Origin of the sequence: Halalkalibacter lacteus, assembly GCF_036663595.1 — a bacterium.
Classification (GTDB): Bacteria; Bacillota; Bacilli; order Bacillales; family Bacillaceae_D; genus Halalkalibacter; species Halalkalibacter lacteus.
The window spans coordinates 103,371-120,598 of sequence record NZ_JAWRVL010000002.1 but is presented as its reverse complement, the minus strand read 5'-3'; the positions used below and the strand labels follow the sequence as shown (position 1 = coordinate 120,598).

The following is a 17,228-nucleotide window of genomic DNA, read 5'->3' as shown; positions in this document are numbered from 1 at the left end:
TCTATTTTACATGGAACTGGCTTACACTTCCATGATTTCTTTTTCTTTCTTTTCTGCAACGTCATCAACTTGCGCAATAATCTTATCTGTTAATTTTTGAACCTCATCCGTACTACGGCGAAGTTCATCTTCTGTCATTTCACCATCTTTTTGACTTTTCTTTAAATCGTCATTTGCATCACGGCGAACATTACGAACGGCAACTTTTGCTTCTTCAGCCGACTTCTTTACAAGTTTCACAAGATCCTTCCGACGTTCTTCGGTTAATGGCGGTATCTGAATACGAATGACCGTACCGTCGTTTGATGGAGTTAATCCAAGGTCAGCCATTTGAATAGCTCGTTCAATATTTGCAATAGAGGACTTGTCAAATGGTTGAATTAATAGCAACCTTGCTTCTGGTACAGAAATAGTCGCCAATTGATTAAGAGGTGTTTCAGCACCATAATATTCTACCGTTACACGATCAAGCAATGCCGGGTTAGCACGCCCCGCTCTCAACTTAGCCAATTCACGGTTTAGTGCTTCTATCGCTTTTGCCATACGTTGTTCTGCATCTTTTTTCACTTCTTGTGACATTATGAATTCCCCCTTACTAATGTACCAATTTCTTCACCTAGTACTGCTCGTTTAATATTACCTTCTTCCATAATAGAGAAAACAATTAGTGGAATATCGTTATCCATGCATAATGATGAAGCGGTTGAATCCATAACAGCTAACCCTTCTTTTAATACATCCATATAAGAAATCTTTGTATATTTCTTAGCAGTAACATCTACAGAAGGATCTGCACTGTAAACTCCATCTACTTTATTTTTCGCCATTAAAATAACTTCAGCTTCAATTTCCGCCGCTCTTAGTGCAGCCGTAGTATCAGTTGAGAAGTATGGATTACCTGTTCCTGCTGCAAAAATAACAACACGTTTCTTTTCAAGATGACGGATTGCCTTGCGGCGAATATACGGCTCAGCCACTTGACGCATTTCAATTGATGTTTGAACTCTTGTTTCAACTTCAATATCTTCCAAACTATCTTGCAAAGCCAATGAATTCATAACAGTTGCTAACATACCCATGTAATCAGCTGTCGCACGATCCATTCCCTTTGCACTCCCAGCCATCCCACGCCAGATGTTTCCGCCTCCGACAACAACAGCTACTTCTACTTCTAGTTCAACGATTTCTTTAATTTGTTTTGCTACAGATTGGATCACAATTGGGTCAATACCATAACCTTGTTCCCCTGCTAATGCTTCACCACTTAGCTTTAATATTACTCGATTATATGTTTGCATGAAAACCTCCGAAATGAGATGAAGTTTTTTAGTACCTCTCTGAAAAAAGGGACACATTGTGCCCCTTCATTTTGATTACTTCTTCACTTGAGACATTACTTCTTCAGCAAAGTTATCTTCGCGTTTTTCAATACCTTCTCCAACTTCATAACGGATAAAGCTCTTTACTGCCGCACCTTTACCTTGAACATATTTCCCTACTTTTTGATCCCCATCTTTAACGAATGGTTGATCAAGCAAACATACTTGCTCAAAGTATTTAGAAAGGCGACCTTCTACCATTTTCTCAACGATATTAGCAGGTTTTCCTTCGTTTAGTGCTTGTTGCGTTAAAACTTCGCGTTCACGTTCCACTTCTTCTTGTGATACTTCGTCACGAGAAACATATGTTGGGTTAATTGCTGCAACGTGCATTGCAACATCTTTCGCTAATTCAGCGTCAGATGAGCCACTTACAACTGCAAGTACACCAATACGGCCACCCATATGTAAGTACTCACCAAATGCATCTCCGTCTTCTTTTTCAACAATTTCAAAACGACGAAGAGAGATTTTTTCTCCAATTTTTGCAATCGAAGCATTAATGTATTCTTGAACCGTTTGTCCATCTGCAAATGGTTGCTCTAGAGCTACTTCAACAGATGCTGGTGCATTTGAAATAAGGTGTGAAGCTAAATCTCCAACAAGCTTTTGGAAATTTTCGTTTTTAGCAACGAAATCCGTTTCAGAGTTTACTTCAACGATAACCGCTTTGTTCCCTTCAGATTTAACAAGAGCAAGACCTTCAGCAGCTACACGATCTGCTTTCTTAGCAGCATTTGCAATCCCTTTTTCACGAAGAAAATCAATTGCTTTCTCCATATCACCGTTTGTTTCTGTTAAAGCCTTCTTACAATCCATCATCCCTGCGCCAGTTTTTTCACGCAATTCTTTTACCATGCTCGCTGTTACAGCCATCAAAAACGCCTCCTTAAAGTGTCAGTATGTACAGGTACATCATCTTATAAACTTAATAACAAGTTCACAAAAAAGGTGGTAAAAGGGTAATACCCCTTTACCACCCTTTTTTAGTAAATGAAATTAAGCTGTTGTTGTTTCTTCAACTTCTACTTCTTCTTCAGCAGAAGTAGATTCGATTACTGCATCAGCCATTTTACCCGTTAAAAGCTTAACAGCACGAATTGCATCATCGTTACCAGGAATTACATAATCAATTTCATCAGGGTCACAGTTTGTATCTACAATCGCAACAATTGGAATGTTCAACTTGTGAGCTTCCGCAATTGCAATGCGCTCTTTACGAGGATCAATAACAAAAAGTGCATCAGGAACACCCTTCATATCCTTGATACCGCCTAAGAACTTCTCTAGACGATCCATTTCCTTCTTAAGAAGAATAACTTCTTTCTTAGGAAGAACATCGAATGTACCGTCTTCTTGCATCTTTTCAAGCTTCTTAAGACGAGTAATACGTTTTTGGATTGTTTCAAAGTTCGTTAATGTACCACCTAACCAACGTTGGTTAATGAAGTACATACCACAACGCTCAGCTTCTTCTTTAACAGAATCTTGAGCTTGTTTTTTTGTACCTACGAAAAGGATTTTTCCTCCGTCAGCAGCTAAGTCACGTACAAAGTTATACGCTTCCTCAACCTTTTTGACTGTCTTTTGTAAGTCAATAATGTAAATACCGTTACGTTCTGTGAAGATGTAGCGATCCATCTTAGGGTTCCAACGACGAGTCTGGTGACCGAAGTGTACCCCAGCTTCTAATAATTGCTTCATGGAGATTACTGCCACATCAAACACCTCCTTTAAAATTGGTTTTTTTTTAGCCGCCGCTCTCATCATCTTTATGTGACACTGGGAATCCAGCACCACCACATAAATTAGAAAGCGTGTGTGATTAACACCGTTGATTACTATATCATATCAAAAGTGGGGGTGCAAGCAAAATTAGACATTATGATAAAATTTCAACATTTATATTTTCGAAACTGGACTTCTACGTTCTGGTAAAGAGTTCGGTCAACTTCAATTGATCCACCTACAATAACAGAGCCTTCATTTATAAGGGTCGTTTGAAGGTTTCCTTTCGCCTCTATAAATGAATTGTTTTGTCCTACTATACCACCACTTATAAAGACAGACCAGTTTTCAACGTTGCCGCCTCAACCGTTCCTAATACTCGAATATCGCCACCTGCGACAACTTTAAAACCTGTAGGAATGTTTTCACGAAAGATTACGTTATCACCAAATGAGGTGTTACCTATTTTCATATTTCAACAGGTGGAATCTCAAGACAATCCACAAAGAAATCTGTAAAACTTTATGATAAAAAAAGAACAAGGGCGTCTCCAAAGCCATTGTTAGCTTGGGAGACATCCTTGTTCTTTATAATCATACATTATAAATGGAATTAGTAGGTAAAGAAGCATTTATTTCGCTTTCAATTTATCCAATTCAAGTAAAAACTTATCATTTAAGACTTTAATATATGTTCCCTTCATTCCTAGTGAGCGTGATTCTATGACACCAGCACTTTCAAGTTTGCGAAGAGCGTTAACGATTACAGAACGGGTAATCCCAACACGATCAGCAATTTTACTAGCAACTAGCAAACCTTCTTTTCCATCTAATTCATGAAAGATGTGTTCAACCGCTTCTAATTCACTATATGAAAGCGAACTAATAGCCATTTGTACAACAGCTTTACTTCTTGCTTCGTCTTCAATTTCTTGTGTTTTTTCATGCAAGATTTCCATTCCAACAACCGTTGCTCCGTACTCAGCTAAAACTAAATCATCATCACTGAAGGAATCATTCAATCTGGCTAGAATTAAAGTACCAAGCCTCTGGCCACCACCTTGTATTGGGACAATGGTTGTTAATCCACTTCTAAATAAATCTTTATTCTCTACCGGAAAAGCGGTATAGTCACTTTCAATATCAAGGTTTGCTGATGTTTCTTCAATTTTGAAAAGGCCACCTGTATATTGTTCTGGAAAGCGACGATCCTCTAACATTTTTTTCATACGGTCATTTTCAATCTCTTGTTTAAGAGCATAACCTAAAAGTTTGCCACGACGACTTACGACAAAAATATTTGCACTAATCATATCACGAAGTGTTTCAGCCATATCTTTAAAATTAACATGCTGTCCACCCGTTTTTTGAAGCATTTCATTAATCTTTCTTGTTCTTGATAATAAATTCATTCTTTCTCCTCCTACAACTTCACAAAATAAATTGACTAAGATCTCGATTCTTTGCAATAGAAGCTAGTTTTTCTTCTACATATTCTGGCGTGATTGTAATTTCTTCCAAATTAATATCAGGCGCTTCAAAAGATAGATCCTCAAGCAATTTTTCAAGAATTGTGTGCAAGCGTCTTGCACCTATATTTTCAGTATCTTGATTTACTTCCGTTGCAATTGTCGCAATCTTATGAACAGCTTTGTCCGAAAACGTCACTTTTATACCTTCCATTCCAAGAAGTGCTGCATATTGCTTAATTAATGCGTTATTCGGCTCAACTAATATACGTACGAAATCATCAACTGTTAAATTAGTAAGCTCAACTCTGATTGGAAATCGCCCTTGGAGCTCCGGTATAAGATCCGAAGGTTTTGCCATATGGAATGCTCCGGCACCAATAAAGAGAATGTGATCTGTTTTTACTGATCCATATTTCGTTACAACATTCGATCCTTCTATAATAGGTAAAATATCACGTTGAACGCCTTCACGTGATACGTCTGCTGATTGTTGACCTTTGCTAGCAACTTTGTCAATTTCGTCTATAAATATGATACCCAGCTGTTCAGCCTTCGTCACAGCCTCTTGGCTCACTTCATCCATATCGATCAGCTTTTGAGCTTCTTCTTCTGTTAGAACTTTTCTAGCATCTGAAACCGGTAAACGTCTTTTCTTTCTTTTTTTCGGCAACATTCCACCGAGCATTTCTTGCATGTTCATTCCCATTTGCTCCATGCCCTGCCCTTGAAACATATCCATAAAGCTTTGTGATTGTTCATCGACTTCTATTGTAACTAAGTGTTCCTCAAGTTCTCCTAAAGCAAGTTTATGCGCCATTTGTCTACGTTTTTGAGCTATGTTTGTTTCTTCACTTGGCTCAGGCTCTACTTCTTGTGAAGCTTGCCCACCAAAAATCATCTCAAAGGGATTTTTATAAGATGATTGCTTTTTGGCTTGTGGTACGAGTAAATCAACGAGGCGACCATTCGCATTTTCCTCCGCTTGTGCACGAACTTGCTGCATTTTCTCTTCCTTGACAATTCTTACACTGGTTTCAACAAGATCTCTAATCATTGATTCAACATCACGACCAACATAACCAACCTCAGTAAATTTTGTTGCTTCTACTTTAACAAAAGGAGCTCCTACTAATTTTGCAAGCCTACGAGCAATCTCCGTTTTCCCAACGCCTGTAGGACCAATCATTAAAATATTTTTAGGGGTGATTTCGTCTTTCATTTTGTCATCAAGCAAAGACCGACGGTAACGGTTACGTAGAGCAATAGCTACGGATTTCTTTGCATCTTCTTGCCCTACAATAAATTGATTCAATTGTTCAACAATTTCACGAGGAGTTAAATTTGTTTTCACAGTGTCACTCTCCAATCTAGAATCGGTCAACTATTTAAGTTCTTCAACTACAATATTCAAATTAGTATACACACAAATTTCGCCAGCCGTTTCTAATGAAGCTTGGGCAATGTCTCTTGCCGTAAGTTCAGGCGCATGTTTCTTTAATGCACGCCCTGCTGATAGCGCATAGTTCCCACCAGAACCAATCGCCAAAATCCCATCATCAGGTTCTATCACTTCACCTGTACCAGACACAAGTAATAAATGCTCTTTATTCATTACGATCAACATCGCCTCAAGCCTTCTAAGAACCTTATCGCTTCTCCACTCTTTTGCAAGTTCAACTGCTGCACGTTGAAGATTGCCGTTATATTCTTCTAGCCTCGCCTCGAACTTTTCAAATAGCGTAAAAGCATCGGCTACAGATCCAGCAAAACCAGCAATGACTTTCCCTTGATAAATTGTACGAACTTTTTTTGCTGTATGTTTCATTACAACGGCATTCCCAAACGTTACTTGACCATCACCTGCCATGGCACATTCACCTTTATGTTGAACAGCAAAAATCGTTGTTGCATGAAAAGATTGATCCATATATATCCTCCTTACATCCTGTTTTATGCCCTAGGATGAGAATGTTTGTATACGTCGCGTAATCGATCTTTTGTTACATGTGTGTATATTTGAGTTGTTGAGAGATGCTCATGACCTAGAAGCTCTTGAACTACACGCAAATCCGCTCCATTATTTAACATATGTGTTGCAAAAGAATGTCTAATATCGTGGGGCCGTAAACGCTTATTATAAGAAACTTTTTCCATTCTTTTTTGCACAATCGTTCTAATACTGCGATCGGACAGTGTGCCTCCCCGGTAATTTAAGAACAATGAGGAGTTCGGCTGCTTTGCTTTGCCCATAAGTAAGTTTCTTCCCTCTTCACAATACTTCTGCAAAGCATCACTTGCAAATGCGCCGATAGGACTGTAGCGTTCTTTTCGACCTTTCCCAACAATTAATACGGTTCCAATTGAAAAATCAAGATCTTTTATATCAAGTTGGCTACATTCAGCTACACGCATACCAGTTGCGTATAACAGTTCCAAAATAGCACGGTCTCGCTGATCTAGTGGTCTAGAGCCCATTAATGAATCAAAAAGCTCTTTCATTTCCTCTTCATATAAAAAAGTTGGCAACCTCTCCCCACTTTTTGGGACGACAACTGTTGCAAACACATTTTCAACTACCCTTTGTTCTCTCATATGAAACATATAAAAACTTCGCAGCGCAGAAATTTTACGCGAGACCGTCTTTCTCGCATATTGCTTTTCAAACAGCAATGATAAATATTCTCGTACATGTTGAGTCGTAACATCAGAAAAACAAACAATACCGTTATTTTTCATAAACAACTCAAAACTTGCAATGTCACGAGCATAATTCGTTGTCGTATGTATAGAACTATTTTTTTCTAATCGCAAATATGTAAGAAATAAATCTAACCAGGACTGTTTCCCCATACCAAACACCCCTCATCACTCACAGAGCTACTAAATTCTATCATGATTTAGTAGCTCTGACAACGTTATTTACATTTTTTTCACAAAATTCTGAATTGTGCTTAGTGCACGATTAGCTAAGGTCTCATACCGTTCTTTTTTGTCACGGATTCGCTCTTCTAATGGCGGTAGCAATCCAAAGTTTGCATTCATCGGTTGAAAATTCTTAGAATTTGCTGTTGTAATGTAGGAAGACATACTTCCAATGACTGTCGTATCCGGGAATGTAATAAGCTCTTTTCCTTGTACATAGTTTGCTGCATTAATTCCCGCTACAAGACCTGCCGCAGCTGATTCAACATAGCCTTCTACACCTGTAATTTGACCTGCAAAGAACAAATTATCACGCTCTTTATATTGATACGTTGATTTAAGTAGGTTTGGTGAGTTGATAAATGTATTTCGATGCATAACACCATACCGAACGATTTCAGCATTTTCAAGGCCAGGGATTAATTGTAGTACTTCTTTTTGTGGTCCCCACTTTAAATGAGTTTGAAATCCAACAATATTGTAAAGTGTACCAGATGTATTGTCCTGTCTTAGTTGAACAACAGCAAACGGCCTTTTACCCGTTTTAGGATCTTCTAACCCAACCGGTTTCATCGGTCCAAACAACATTGTTTTCCGGCCACGCTTTGCCATTACTTCTATCGGCATACAGCCTTCGAAGAAAATTTCTTTTTCAAACTCTTTCAAAGGAACCGTTTCAGCGGCAACAAGCGCCTCATAAAAACGATCAAACTCTTCTTCTGTCATTGGGCAGTTTAAATAAGCCGCCTCTCCTTTATCATATCTTGACTTTAAATAAACTTTAGCCATATCAATTGATTCTGTTTCAATAATCGGAGCAGCAGCATCATAAAAGTATAAGTATTCTTCACCTGTTATTTCTCGTAACTCTTTTGACAGACTTTCTGAAGTCAAAGGACCTGTCGCAATAATCGTTGGTCCCTCAGGAATCGACGTGATCTCTTCATTGAATACGGTAACATTCGGGTGATTTCTGACACGATCTGTAACCGCACCTGCAAATTCATGCCGATCAACGGCTAACGCTCCGCCTGCTGGCACTGATGCATCATCAGCTGAGCGAATGATAACCGAGTCTAAATTACGCATTTCTTCTTTCAGAACACCTACAGCGTTTGTTAAAGCATTTCCTCTTAATGAATTACTACATACTAATTCAGCAAATTTATCGGTATGGTGAGCCGGTGTTTGTTTTACCGGACGCATTTCATATAAATGTACAGTAACGCCTCGCTTTGCAAGCTGCCAAGCAGCTTCACTGCCGGCAAGACCTGCCCCGATCACATTAACATGTTGCTCAGACAAAATAATCCCTCCATCTTACAGTAGAAATGAGGGTGACTCACGAGGATCTGCCCCCAACTAGTTAGCACAATATAGTAGAGTGAGTCACCATATATTGTGTACTAGGGTTCAGACCCTTTGATTTTGAGCCACCCTCTTTCTTTTTATTCAACTATATTATCATAATACATCAAGCAACTTCAAGATTTTCAATTTTAGTATAAGTTAATTAGAATCTTCCTTGTGGTCACATGCTGAGCACTCAACATGAACACCTTTTTTGGTTTTCTTCTCAACAAGCATTTTTTCACACTTCGGACAAGAGCGCGCAATCGGCTTATCCCAAGAGATAAATTCACATTCAGGATAGCTGTCACAACCATAAAAAATACGGCGTTTCTTACTTTTCCGTTCAACAATATTGCCTTCTTTACAAGTAGGGCATTTCACGCCGATATCTTTCACAATTGCCTTTGTATTACGACACTCCGGAAAGTTTGAGCAAGCCATAAACTTTCCATATCGGCCCATTTTATAAACCATTTCATGATTGCACTTTTCGCATTCTTCACCAGCTGGTTCGTCTTTTATTTCCACTTCTTTCATTTCTTCTTCTGCAACCGCTAATCGCTTTTCAAACCCATTATAGAACTCATCAATAATTCGAATCCATTCCTTTTGACCATCTTCTATTGAATCAAGGTCATTCTCCATCTTCGCTGTGAATTCAACATCAAGAATTTCAGGAAAGAATTCAACAATGAGTTCCAAGACGATTTGTCCTAATTCTGTTGGAATAAATCTCTTGTCCTCAAGAGCTACATACCCACGCCTTTGGATTGTATCTAAAGTCGGTGCATAAGTAGAAGGGCGACCTATCCCAAGCTCTTCCATTGTCTTCACAAGTCTCGCCTCTGTATACCTTGGAGGAGGCTGTGTGAAGTGTTGATTTGGTTCTATTTCTACCTTCTCAACCTTATGTCCTTCTTCCAAGTTCGGTAATAGGCGATCTTCTTCTTTTCTACCGTCATCATTTCCTTCTATATACACTTTCATAAATCCGGCAAATTTCACTTTTGATCCAGTCGATCTAAACTGCACACCATTTTGTTCAATGTCAACCGTCATCGTGTCCATTACAGCCGGAGCCATCTCACTTGCAACCAACCGCTCCCAAATAAGTTTGTAAAGCCTTAACTGATCCCTTGATAAAAAGCTCTTTACTGTTTTTGGATCTTTAAAGACAGAAGTTGGCCTAATAGCTTCATGCGCATCTTGTGACTTTTTATCTTTTTTAACAACACGTTTTTCTTTACGTGTATACTCATCACCAAATGTTTGTTCGATGTACTGCTTTGCTTCTTCCTGTGCTGTTTCAGAGATACGAGTTGAGTCTGTACGCATGTATGTAATCAAACCTACTGCACCTTCTTTTTTATCTAGCTCGATTCCCTCGTATAACTGCTGTGCAATCATCATTGTTTTCTTTGCTCTAAAGTTTAACTTACGAGCTGCTTCTTGCTGAAGTGATGAGGTCGTAAAAGGAGCAACAGGATTCCGTTTACGTTCTTTCTTTTTTACAGAAGTCACATGAAACTGATTGTTTGTTAGTTTTGAAAGAACATTTTTGACTTCGTCTTCAGATTTCAACTCCTGCTTTTTTCCTTCTATTCCATAGAATTTTGCATCAAATGACTCACCCTCAAGCGAGAATTGCGCAGGAATGCTCCAGTATTCTTCCGGTACAAAGCTCTGTATTTCTTTCTCACGTTCGATAATCATCTTCACAGCAACAGATTGGACTCGCCCAGCACTTAACCCTTTTTTTACTTTCTTCCATAATAATGGGCTGATATTGTATCCTACTAACCGGTCAAGAATTCTCCGCGCTTGCTGTGCATCAACTAAATCCATGTTTATCGGACGTGGCGTTTTGAAAGCGTCTTTAATTGCTTGCTTCGTAATTTCATTAAACACGACTCGACACTCTGAATTTTCATCAATATTAAGACTGTGAGCAAGATGCCAAGCAATTGCTTCACCTTCTCTATCGGGGTCAGCCGCGAGATAGATTTTTTTCACTTTTTTTGCAGCTGTTTTTAATTCTTTTAAAACGGGACCTTTTCCACGAATTGTAATGTACTTGGGCTCATAACTTTTCTCTACATCTACTCCCATTTGACTTTTTGGTAAGTCTCTAACATGTCCCATTGAAGCTTTTACAATAAATTTTTTCCCTAAATATTTTCCAATGGTCTTTGCTTTGGCGGGAGATTCAACGATTACTAAATAATCGGCCATGTAAGCAACTCCCTCTCTCGAAGATATTATTAAAATCTTCCCTATTATTAAACAGATTTTTACCATTTGTCAAACAGGAGTTGGATATGAAGGGAGTAAGAACGGTTTGTTTTTTGTCGAAATGTGTAAAAATATCATTTCACCCTTACTCTATTTCTTGTAAAATGTCCTCTTCATTTAATACTAACTTCGCTCCTTGTTGAATTAGGAAATTTGTCCCTTTCGATTGAGGTGAAAAGATTGATCCAGGAATTGCAAATACATCTCTTCCTTGCTCTAAAGCCTGATCTGCCGTTATTAACGAGCCGCTTCTTTCTTTAGCTTCAATAATAAGAACAGCTTTAGATAAACCACTGATAATTCGATTCCGAGCAGGAAAGTGCCACTTCTGTGGAGGCGTGTCTGGAGGGTATTCAGAAAGAAGAAGTTGTTTTTTCGACATTTGTGAAAATAAAGAAAAATTTTCTTTTGGATACAAATAAGAATGACCTGAACCTAGAACTGCTATTGTTTTACCCGATGATTTGATCGTTTGCCAATGAGCTAGCGAATCAATGCCTCTTGCAAAACCACTAACAATGGTCCAGTCGTGACGTGAGATAGCAGGAACGAGCTTCGAAACCGTTTGTATACCTGTAGAAGTTGGCGCACGTGTTCCAATAACAGCTAACCGTCTTTCTGATGCAATTACGGCTCGGTCTCCCATCCCATACATAACGAATGGAGGATCGTATATATCTTTTAACAAAAGCGGGTAGTCTGAATCTAGAATCGTCATTGTGAAAATGTTTTTTGAATAAAAATAAGATAAGATTTGTTCAGGAGAAGAGTTACGTAGGTATTTATAGATGCTCCGTGCCTTTATGAGAGGGATTTTGAATTCAGTTTGCAAATAATACTCCGAATCACGATAGATCTTCTTTAATTCAGGGTCATTGATGAGGATCGAACGTAACAGGTTTCTAGACATAACTGAACAGCTATGAACATGAATCAGCCGTTCTCTAAATGAAGGCATCGATTGACCAGCTCCTTTTTCAAGTAAGAAGAAAGCCCTTCACAATCGAGGACTTTCTCCTATTTACATTAGTTTGTTACTTTGTGTGTCGTACACTTTTCAAGTAAACCCTTCTCCTGTAAGACAGAGATTAGAGTCTCACCCATAACAGATGGAGTTTCAGCTACCTTAATACCGCAACTTTCAAGTGTTTTGATTTTTTCAGAAGCTGTACCTTTACCACCAGAAATGATCGCACCAGCATGACCCATGCGTTTTCCTGGAGGTGCTGTTTGACCACCAATAAATCCAACAACTGGTTTCGTCATGTTGACCTTTACCCATTCAGCAGCTTCTTCTTCAGCTGTTCCACCAATTTCACCAATCATAATTACCGCATACGTATCAGGATCTTCATTGAATAAGTTTAATACATCAATGAAATCAGTTCCATTTACAGGATCTCCACCGATACCAACAGCAGATGACTGTCCAATACCATTTGTTGATAATTGATGCACCGCTTCATACGTAAGAGTACCTGAACGAGATACAACTCCTACATGACCTTTTTTATGAATATATCCTGGCATAATCCCAATTTTACATTCTTCAGGTGTAATAACTCCTGGGCAGTTAGGTCCGATTAAACGGGTTTTCTTGCCTTCCATGTAACGTTTCACATTAACCATATCCATTACTGGAATTCCTTCTGTAATACATATAGCTAAATCAAGACCAGCATCTGTTGCTTCCATAATTGCATCTGCAGCAAATGCAGGTGGTACGTAAATAACGGATGCATTTGCACCTGTTGCTTTTACTGCTTCTTCAACCGTATTAAATACTGGAATTCCTTCTACTTCTGTGCCACCTTTACCAGGTGTTACACCACCAACAATATTCGTACCATACTCAACAGCTTGTTTTGTATGAAACAAGCCTGTAGCTCCTGTAATCCCTTGAACAATAACTTTTGTATCTTTGTTAATAAGGATACTCATTATAGACGTCCCGCCTTTCTATTTCACTAATGAAACGATTTTTTGTGCGCCATCAGCCATTGAATCTGCAGCTGTAATATTTAATCCTGAATCTTTAAGAATTTGCTTACCAAGATCAACATTCGTACCTTCTAAACGAACGACAAGAGGAATCTCAAGACCTACTTGTTTTGTAGCTTCTACCACACCTTCAGCAATAATGTCACACTTCATGATCCCACCGAAGATATTTACAAAAATTCCTTTAACACTTTCATCAGAAAGAATAATCTTGAACGCTTCTGTAACCTTTTCTGCAGTTGCACCGCCACCTACATCAAGGAAGTTAGCCGGATCACCACTATAATGTTTAATAATATCCATTGTAGCCATTGCAAGACCAGCACCATTTACCATGCAACCGATGTTTCCATCTAAAGAGATGTAACTTAAATCGTATTTTGATGCTTCGATTTCTTTTGCATCCTCTTCTTCAAGGTCACGATAAGCAAGAATCGCTTTTTGACGATAAAGGGCATTTGAATCAAAGTTCAATTTTGCATCTAATGCCATTACTTTCCCGTCACCTGTTGTAACTAGAGGGTTAATCTCAGCAATTGAGCAATCCTTTTCAACAAATACTTTATAAAGGCCTAACATGAATTTAACTGCTTGTCCTACTAATTCCTTAGGAATATTAATGTTAAATGCTAGACGGCGCGCTTGGAACCCTTGAAGACCGACTGCTGGGTCTATTATTTCCTTGAAAATTTTCTCAGGAGTTGCCTCTGCAACTTCTTCAATCTCTGTTCCACCTTCTTCAGAAGCCATCATAACGACACTTGCTGTGGCACGATCTAATACTAAACCAATGTAATATTCATTTTTGATGTCGCAACCTTCTTCAACAAGTAAGCGCTTTACTTCTTTGCCTTCTGGTCCAGTTTGATGAGTAACAAGTGTTTTCCCTAGAATCTCATCTGCATATGTACGAACTTCATCTAAACTTTTTGCAACCTTAACACCGCCAGCTTTTCCGCGGCCACCTGCATGGATTTGTGCTTTTACGACACTAACCTTAGAACCTAATTCTTTTGCTGCTTCTACTGCTTCATCTACTGAGAACGCTACTTTTCCGTTAGGAACAGCAACACCGTACTGACGAAGAAGCTCTTTTCCTTGATACTCGTGGATATTCATTCTCGCTCCAGCCTCCTATCAATTGCATGTAATTTCATGCCATCCAATACATTCGGTGTCGAATGGCTGATTCCTTCTTTATTCTACCATTGTTTTGTCAAAATGGGGAGGGGTAATTCCCTCTCCCTTCAAATTAATTGAAAAACTTCGACATTTTTTATTTATTCATGTTTGAATTTGATTTGTTGTTACACGATCCCCGATTATTCCTTAATATTCAGGACCATATATGATCGAGTTATAAAATTTTCTTTTTAACTTATTTGCTTTTCCTTTTCTTTTTTTTACCTTCCTCCGTTTCCTTATCTTTTTGATCGAAAAAGTATTTAATCAGATTGGCTTTTGCATCTGACTCTTGGATAGAAGGATGGAAACCAAATTCGTGTGCATACTCTTCCCTAAATTTTTTAAAAAGGGTCTTTGCTTCTTTTTCGACTACTTTATTATCTTTCATCTGCATCCCCTCCTTTACTATTTACATACCAACAAAAAAGCTGGCTCAAATAGTATGTCCGAGATTAGACATGCTACTTGTGCCAGCTTTTTATGTTACTAGTATACTGCCTTTAATTGGCTTAAAGGACCTCCGGTGTTCCCTTGTAATTCCTAATTTAGAAAGAGCTTCTAAGTGTTCTTTCGTTCCATAACCTACATGGTTGCTAAATCCATATCCTGGAAACCTTTTATCTACTTCATCCATATAGCGATCGCGTGTTACCTTAGCTAATATCGAACTTGCAGCAATCGAAATACTTTTTTGGTCACCTTTTATAATAGACGTTTGTTCAATCGATACATCAAGTGTAATGGCATCTAATAATAAATGGTCTAGATCACATTTCAAATCTTTTACAGCTCTAGACATTGCTAGTTTCGTAGATTCATAAATGTTTATCTCATCAATATGAAAAGCGTGAACCATTTGGATTGAATAAGCAACTGCTTCTTCTTTAATAACCTCATAAAAATCTTCTCGTCTATCCTTCGATAGTTTTTTTGAATCAGTGAGCCCAAGTAACTTAAATTCAGCAGGCAAAACAACAGCAGCTGCCACCACAGGACCAGCTAATGGACCTCTTCCCACCTCGTCTAATCCAGCAATATTTCTATTTCCCTTTTTACGAAGGTTGTTTTCGTATTCAGTCATTTGGGCATGCATTTCTTCTAATGCAATCTGTTTATTTTTCATCGTTTCATAACGTTTTAGTATTCTCTGTACACCTTTACGCTTATCATTTCGAAGCATATCTAGCATTTCTTGATTTGTATCATGACTGTGAAGCAACTTTTTCTCTAATTCCTTTATTGAAATCATCACTATCGTTCGACTCCTTACTTTGGCTCATGAGGGTTAACCTTTGGCGTTATCAAAACAAAAAACCGATCATAAAGCCAAATTGGCTCTATCACCGGCTAATTACTTTCCTGGTATTTCTAGAGAAATTCTCCCTAACATTCCTGAGCGCATCTCTCTTAAAATGATCTCTGCAGCCTTATCATAATCGACATAGCCACCACCTAGTAAACAGCCACGTTTTTTCCCAATCTCATCAAAAAGAGCTAATCCTTCTTCTGGTACATGAGTTAGTTTATAACGTTCTTGAACTAAAGTTGGATAATGATCTTTTAAATAATTAAGGATAAATAGCGCAATGTCCTGAAAATCTAATAATTCATCTTTAATTGCTCCTGTTGCAGCTAGGCGATAACCGATAATCTGATCCTCAAATTTAGGCCACAAAATACCCGGTGTATCAAGAAGCTCTAATTCCGTTCCTACCTTAATCCATTGCTGCTTCTTTGTTATACCAGGTCTATCACCAACCTGAGCCGTACGCTTAGACGCAAGCCGGTTGATCAACGTTGACTTCCCTACGTTTGGAATACCTAGTATCATTGCCCGAATGGCTCTTGGTTTCATTCCTTTAGATATCATTTTTTCAATGATTGGCTTAGCCAACTGCTTGCATGCACCGGGAATTTTTTCCGTCCCTTTCCCTGTTTGGGCATTGATAGAAAGAACAGTAGCTCCTTTATTTTCAAAGTACATCTTCCATTTTTCTGTAACAGCTCGATCAGCCAAATCTGCTTTATTTAGTAATATTAATCGCGGCTTATGCGCTACGATTTCATCGATCATTGGATTACGTGAAGCCAATGGAACTCGCGCATCAAGAAGTTCTATAACAACATCAATAAATTTGAGTTTTTCGGTCACTTCTCTTCTTGCTTTAGCCATATGACCTGGAAACCACTGAATGGTCAAAATACTCCTCCTCCCCTAATTAGCAATTCGAATGTTTGAAACGGGCCAGAATACAACATTAGCTTTCCCGATTACTTCATCGATATGAATCGTACCAATATCTCGACTATCTTTGCTTCGGCTTCGATTATCTCCTAAAACAAATAGTTCATTATCTGGGACTGTAATAACTGAAAAATCTCGTGTAAGTTGCCCCCCATTATACGATTGCTTTAATGCATCTAAGTATGGCTCATCTACTGCTTCGCCATTTACGTAAAGAATGTCGTTTTTAAATTCAACCGTATCTCCAGGCAAACCTATTACCCGTTTAATATAATCTTTCCCTGCTGGAGCATGGAAAACGATAATATCAAATCGTTCCGGTTCTCCTAAAGAATAACTAATTTTATTTACAATCATCCTGTCACTATTTTCAAGAGTTGGAATCATTGACTCCCCATCAACGATAACGGGGGCAAATAAAAAATGGCGGATAACAAATGCAAGGATAAGCGCAATAACGATTGCTTTCAGCCACTCCCATGATTCTTTCTTCTCCTTACTCATGTTAACTCCTCCAAATATGTAATTAATCACAAGCATTAGTTTACCACATTCTAGGATCGGTGTCGGCATATATATTTCTTCATTCTATGCGGAATTGCTTGGCTCACTCAATGTGCAAGGTGTTTTAACTAGAGAAATCAACTTCTTT

The 17,228-nt window shown here is 38.4% G+C and carries 17 protein-coding genes and 1 pseudogene; all 18 read right to left on the bottom strand.

The window, feature by feature from the left end; translation table 11 throughout:
• Positions 1–21 precede the first annotated feature (21 nt).
• The 18 genes and pseudogenes from frr to lepB all read right to left on the bottom strand — a co-directional run bounded on the left by frr (position 22) and on the right by lepB (position 17,080).
• A complete protein-coding gene (gene frr, locus SAZ04_RS02055) occupies positions 22–579 on the bottom strand; it encodes a ribosome recycling factor (RefSeq protein ID WP_332690271.1) in 558 nt (185 codons plus the stop codon).
• Entirely contained in the window at positions 579–1,298 is a 720-nt protein-coding gene (gene pyrH, locus SAZ04_RS02050) for a UMP kinase (RefSeq protein WP_332690268.1), read from the bottom strand. Before pyrH ends, frr begins: the two co-directional genes overlap by 1 nt.
• Before the next feature lie 75 nt (positions 1,299–1,373).
• Positions 1,374–2,255 (bottom strand): translation elongation factor Ts, encoded by an 882-nt coding sequence (tsf, locus tag SAZ04_RS02045; protein WP_332690266.1) that lies wholly within the window; start codon positions 2,253–2,255, stop codon positions 1,374–1,376.
• Between the two features lie 123 nt (positions 2,256–2,378).
• Positions 2,379–3,098 carry a 30S ribosomal protein S2 gene (gene rpsB, locus SAZ04_RS02040; RefSeq protein ID WP_332690264.1) on the bottom strand — a complete coding sequence of 240 codons (720 nt, stop codon included), beginning with the start codon at positions 3,096–3,098 and terminating at the stop codon, positions 2,379–2,381.
• A gap of 176 nt (positions 3,099–3,274) precedes the next feature.
• Positions 3,275–3,579, bottom strand: a pseudogene (locus SAZ04_RS23320) (FapA family protein).
• Between the two features lie 159 nt (positions 3,580–3,738).
• Entirely contained in the window at positions 3,739–4,518 is a 780-nt protein-coding gene (gene codY, locus SAZ04_RS02030) for a GTP-sensing pleiotropic transcriptional regulator CodY (protein WP_332690259.1), read from the bottom strand.
• 19 nt (positions 4,519–4,537) lie between these two features.
• Positions 4,538–5,929: an ATP-dependent protease ATPase subunit HslU gene (hslU, locus tag SAZ04_RS02025; protein ID WP_332690256.1), complete on the bottom strand. Its 1,392-nt coding sequence runs from the start codon at positions 5,927–5,929 to the stop codon at positions 4,538–4,540.
• A gap of 30 nt (positions 5,930–5,959) precedes the next feature.
• Entirely contained in the window at positions 5,960–6,505 is a 546-nt protein-coding gene (gene hslV / locus SAZ04_RS02020; protein WP_332690253.1) for an ATP-dependent protease subunit HslV, read from the bottom strand.
• 23 nt (positions 6,506–6,528) lie between these two features.
• Positions 6,529–7,428, bottom strand: a complete 900-nt coding sequence (gene xerC / locus SAZ04_RS02015) for a tyrosine recombinase XerC (RefSeq protein WP_332690250.1) — start codon at positions 7,426–7,428, stop codon at positions 6,529–6,531.
• Between the two features lie 69 nt (positions 7,429–7,497).
• The gene (trmFO, locus tag SAZ04_RS02010) at positions 7,498–8,805 is read right to left on the bottom strand and encodes an FADH(2)-oxidizing methylenetetrahydrofolate--tRNA-(uracil(54)-C(5))-methyltransferase TrmFO (protein WP_332690247.1); all 1,308 of its coding nucleotides are present in this window, start codon (positions 8,803–8,805) and stop codon (positions 7,498–7,500) included.
• A 204-nt stretch (positions 8,806–9,009) separates the two neighbouring features.
• Positions 9,010–11,085: a type I DNA topoisomerase gene (gene topA, locus SAZ04_RS02005; protein ID WP_332690244.1), complete on the bottom strand. Its 2,076-nt coding sequence runs from the start codon at positions 11,083–11,085 to the stop codon at positions 9,010–9,012.
• A gap of 145 nt (positions 11,086–11,230) precedes the next feature.
• Positions 11,231–12,103, bottom strand: coding sequence for a DNA-processing protein DprA (gene dprA / locus SAZ04_RS02000; RefSeq protein WP_332690241.1), 873 nt, complete (start codon positions 12,101–12,103; stop codon positions 11,231–11,233).
• A 68-nt stretch (positions 12,104–12,171) separates the two neighbouring features.
• Positions 12,172–13,086: a succinate--CoA ligase subunit alpha gene (gene sucD, locus SAZ04_RS01995; RefSeq protein WP_332690238.1), complete on the bottom strand. Its 915-nt coding sequence runs from the start codon at positions 13,084–13,086 to the stop codon at positions 12,172–12,174.
• A gap of 18 nt (positions 13,087–13,104) precedes the next feature.
• Complete coding sequence (gene sucC, locus SAZ04_RS01990) at positions 13,105–14,265, bottom strand: ADP-forming succinate--CoA ligase subunit beta (protein WP_332690235.1); 1,161 nt, start codon at positions 14,263–14,265, stop codon at positions 13,105–13,107.
• Positions 14,266–14,524: 259 nt separating this feature from the next.
• On the bottom strand, positions 14,525–14,719 hold the full coding sequence (locus SAZ04_RS01985) for a hypothetical protein (protein WP_332690232.1): 195 nt from the start codon (positions 14,717–14,719) through the stop codon (positions 14,525–14,527).
• A gap of 90 nt (positions 14,720–14,809) precedes the next feature.
• Positions 14,810–15,580 (bottom strand): ribonuclease HII, encoded by a 771-nt coding sequence (rnhB, locus tag SAZ04_RS01980; protein ID WP_332690637.1) that lies wholly within the window; start codon positions 15,578–15,580, stop codon positions 14,810–14,812.
• Positions 15,581–15,682: 102 nt separating this feature from the next.
• Positions 15,683–16,531: a ribosome biogenesis GTPase YlqF gene (ylqF, locus tag SAZ04_RS01975; RefSeq protein WP_332690229.1), complete on the bottom strand. Its 849-nt coding sequence runs from the start codon at positions 16,529–16,531 to the stop codon at positions 15,683–15,685.
• 15 nt (positions 16,532–16,546) lie between these two features.
• Complete coding sequence (gene lepB, locus SAZ04_RS01970; RefSeq protein ID WP_332690226.1) at positions 16,547–17,080, bottom strand: signal peptidase I; 534 nt, start codon at positions 17,078–17,080, stop codon at positions 16,547–16,549.
• Positions 17,081–17,228: the final 148 nt, after the last annotated feature.